This window comes from Methanocalculus sp. (assembly GCF_029762515.1).
GTDB lineage: Archaea > Halobacteriota > Methanomicrobia > Methanomicrobiales > Methanocorpusculaceae > Methanocalculus.
In genome coordinates this window covers 1-3616 of sequence record NZ_JARVGN010000243.1, presented here as the reverse complement: position 1 = coordinate 3616, position 3616 = coordinate 1, and the positions used below count along the sequence as shown (strand labels likewise).

At 53.6% G+C, this 3616-nt stretch carries 3 protein-coding genes and 1 pseudogene; 3 read left to right on the top strand and 1 reads right to left on the bottom strand.

Features of this window, described 5'->3' with window-relative positions:
* The coding region (hypF, locus tag QCH34_RS08880) for a carbamoyltransferase HypF (protein ID WP_300333018.1) at positions 1 to 1492 on the bottom strand (1492 nt) is incomplete at its 3' end.
* A gap of 57 nt (positions 1493 to 1549) precedes the next feature.
* Between hypF and QCH34_RS08875 the strand changes: the two genes are divergently transcribed.
* From QCH34_RS08875 to QCH34_RS08865, 3 genes and pseudogenes are all read left to right on the top strand, one after another.
* Positions 1550 to 2065: an ArsR family transcriptional regulator gene (locus tag QCH34_RS08875; RefSeq protein WP_300333016.1), complete on the top strand. Its 516-nt coding sequence runs from the start codon at positions 1550 to 1552 to the stop codon at positions 2063 to 2065.
* A complete protein-coding gene (locus QCH34_RS08870) occupies positions 2052 to 2858 on the top strand; it encodes a MarR family transcriptional regulator (RefSeq protein ID WP_300333014.1) in 807 nt (268 codons plus the stop codon). Before QCH34_RS08875 ends, QCH34_RS08870 begins: the two co-directional genes overlap by 14 nt.
* A 6-nt stretch (positions 2859 to 2864) precedes the next feature.
* Positions 2865 to 3616: pseudogene (locus QCH34_RS08865) on the top strand (DEAD/DEAH box helicase); the annotation flags it as partial.

Here is a 3616-nt window from a genome sequence, read left to right as displayed (position 1 = left end):
CATCCCCGTACCCGACACCGTCAATGGCGATCCCGACACACCGCTCGCGGGTTGTTGCGGCAATATGTGCACGATGGTGCTGGACCGGGACCAGTGCTGCACCAAGCTCTTCTGCAAGGTCTGTTGCGTATCGTGTCGAGAGAAACTGTGGATGGAGATCACAGGCGATGATCTCAGGGGTTGTGCCGGTTAAGCCCCTGAGCCGCTCCACCGTCTCCTCAAGGTAGCGGACGGTCGAGGGGTTCCTGATATTTCCGATATGAGGGGAGGTGATGCAGAAGCCATTGTTGTATAAGCTTGCATTGGCATTCAGTTCAGGCCCGACAGCGAGGATGGCACGGTCTCCGAGATCAATCCGGGTCCTTTTCGGTGCAATACCCCTGGAGAGGCGGATGATCAGGCCGTCACGGACAACCGAATCATCACACCGGTTCTGGATCTCGCGATCATGGGTGAGGAAGTAGTCCACCACTCCCCGAAGACGCGACATCACCAGATCGATCTCTGTGATCATCGGGTTGCCGGGAACATTCGCACTTGTCATTACGAGCATCGGTGACGTGAGGTGACTGAAGAGAAGGTGGTGCAGGCCGGTATAGGGGAGCATCATCCCGAGGGTATGCAGGTTTGATATCGTCGGGTGGGAAGTGTGATCGCGTTTCTCAAGGACGACAATCGGACGGGCGGGGCTGATAAGATATTCTCTCTCACTCTCATTCAGCATGGCAACCTGCTCGATGGTGTCTGCTTCAGCCATCACTGCAAGCGGCTGCCCGGTCCTTCCGAGGAGGGCTTTCAGCCGTTCTGCTGAAGATTCGATGCAGGCAATATGGAAACCCCCGATCCCACGGATCGCAAGGATCTTTCCCATATCAAGAAGTTCTGCTGCCTTTTTGATCGGGTCTGCAACCGGCATGCTCCGGCCATCCGGATCCATCAGGGTGAGCGAGGGGCCGCAGGTCGCACAGGCGATCGTCTGGGCATGGTGGCGCCTGGATCGCGGGTTCCAGTACTCCTCCTCGCATGAAGGACAGAGGGGGAAGAGATCCATTGTTGTTCTCTCCCGATCATAGGGAAGCGCGCGTATGATACTGTACCGCGGGCCGCAATCTACGCAGGATGTTGCCCAATAGTTGAAATAACGACCATCCGCCTGATTAATATCATGGATACAGGCCTCGCAGATCGCAACGTCGGGGGGGATCATGCCGGAGAGGTTGCCTGCCTTGCTCTCAAGGATAGAGAAACGGTCGGGGATTGTACCTGAAAGGGGTGAGACGATCACCTCATCTATGGCTGCAAGGCGCGGCCCTCTTGTGACAGCATCGAGGAACTCGTCAAAACGGTCTCCTTCAGCGTGAATAAGGACTTCGCTGCCGAGATTGGTGACCGAGCCACGGATGGAAAGCGATTCCGCAGTTGCATAGACAAAGGGGCGGAAGCCCACACCCTGTACGATCCCACGGACGATGATAGTGCCAGATCTCCGCATGGATTATCAACAAAGGTTATAGAATTACAGAGCAATATAGTACATAGGGTTTTTGCAGTGACGGATCATCCTAAGACGAAAATTGTAAGCGACCCGGTGGAGCTAGTACCTCTGCTTGTTACGTTTAACAACTCAGGGTATAAAATGGTTTATGAATTGCTCTCGAAGTCATGGGTGACTGAGGAGGAACTGAATCAGCAGTATGAAGGTGAATGCATCAACCATTGCCTGAAGATGCTGAAGAAGGGAAACCTGATCGACGAGCAATGGAGAACGCTTCCGGGAAGAAAACCAGAGAAGGAATACCGGGTAAATTATCAGAAGTTCAGGGCAAATTTCCAGTGCACAATGGAGGATCTCGTCTCGATGCTCTATATATCCACATCTAACGACGAGACACTCAGGGAACTATCCGATAACATAAAGGCTGAAGTTGATTCAGGCAACACCTCCATCGGCGAGATCGCGCGGAAAGTTGGTGTAAAACCTATCTATGTCAAGGGCATCGCAAAGCGTCTGCCACATTTTGATGTCCGGGGACAGGGGTTGATACTCCTTGATGGAGAAAAGTAAGGATCCCCTTGGGAATCTTCTCAGAAGTAAAAGGGAGACGACACGGTTTCAGGTTCTCGTCGAAGTAGCCGAGCACCAGCCATCAATACGCCAGCAGGAGATCGCCGAGAAGCTCGGAGTAACCCCGCAGGCAATCTCCGAGTACATCCGCGATCTCGCAGATGACGAGCTGATCACCGCAGAAGGGCGGGGCCGGTACAGTGTCACCCGGAAGGGAATTGAGTGGGTGCTCTCAAGTGCTGAGCAGCTCGAGAGCTATGCACGCCATATCAGGCGGGATATCATACAGCAGGTGGCAATATGGGCTGCAATTGCTGGTGAGGATCTGAAGAAAGGCGATTCGGTCGGCGTCTTTATGAAAGGAGGATGGCTGTATGCAGGGAAGGAGACCCAGTCAGCAACAGGCATTGCCATCGATGATGCCGAGAAGGGAACTGATGTAGGGGTTGCACGATTGAGCGGGATCATCGAGCATACCGAAGGATCGGTCTTCGTCTGCAAGGTCCCCCGGATCGAACGGGGCGGATCCCGCGTCGTTGAGCGAGACCGGCTCTTCAAGATCGTACAGAAGGCAGAGATCGTCGGTGCTGTCGGTGTTGAGGCGTATATGGCACTGAAACGATCAGGCATCAGATCCGATATGTTCTATGGCGCACGAGAAGGTGTCATTGAAGCAGCATTTCACGGAATGAACTGTGCGATCATCGTTGTTGATTCTGAGTTCACCGACTTTATCAAACGGCTTGAAACCGCAGGACTCTCCTATACCATCCACGATCTGGCGGTGCAGTAAGCACCTATGAGCGCAATCATCCTCCCATGGAAGAAAGCCTATCGGATCCTCTTCTTTGATGACCGGAGAATCCGGCATGTCGGCACCGTATCCCTTGCGAGGACGACACGGGGGATACGGCCCGATGAGTTTATGGTCAGAAGGCCGGGTGCATCCCACCCAAAGAAGACACCCACCAAGGATCTGCTTGTCGCTCTTCGCCAGGGCGAGGTGTATCTGACCCAGCATGATGCTGCTTTTGAAGAGTTTCTGGAAAATCTTCAGATACCATATTCATTTGTCGATATATGCAGAATCTGCCTCCTGGAAGATCAGATCACCCAGCTCTCCAAAGAGACCAAAATCCGGTGCGGCCGTGAGCTGATCTGCCCGGATTGTGCAAAGAAAGAACTCTCACGCGAACTGTCTCATCTTAGAAAGCTCGGGAAGAAGACCCGTGCCCATATTGAAGATCTCCTGATGGAGCACCGCGATCTCGAGGCGGTCCTTGCGATCATCCAGCCGGAGAGCCTCGATATGAAGAAGACCCTCTTTGACAGGGTCGATGCGCATCCGGTTTCAGATACACAACGGCTGGAAGAGCTCCCGCTGCCCCGCGAGTTTGTTGATGCAGTCTCTATCACCTCCCTGATGCCCGCACAACAGCTTGCAGTTGAGTCTGGTCTCCTCTTTGGGAAACACCTGCTTGTCGTTGCAGCAACAGCCAGTGGGAAGACATTTATCGGAGAGATGGCAGGTCTCAAGAACCTTCTTGAAGG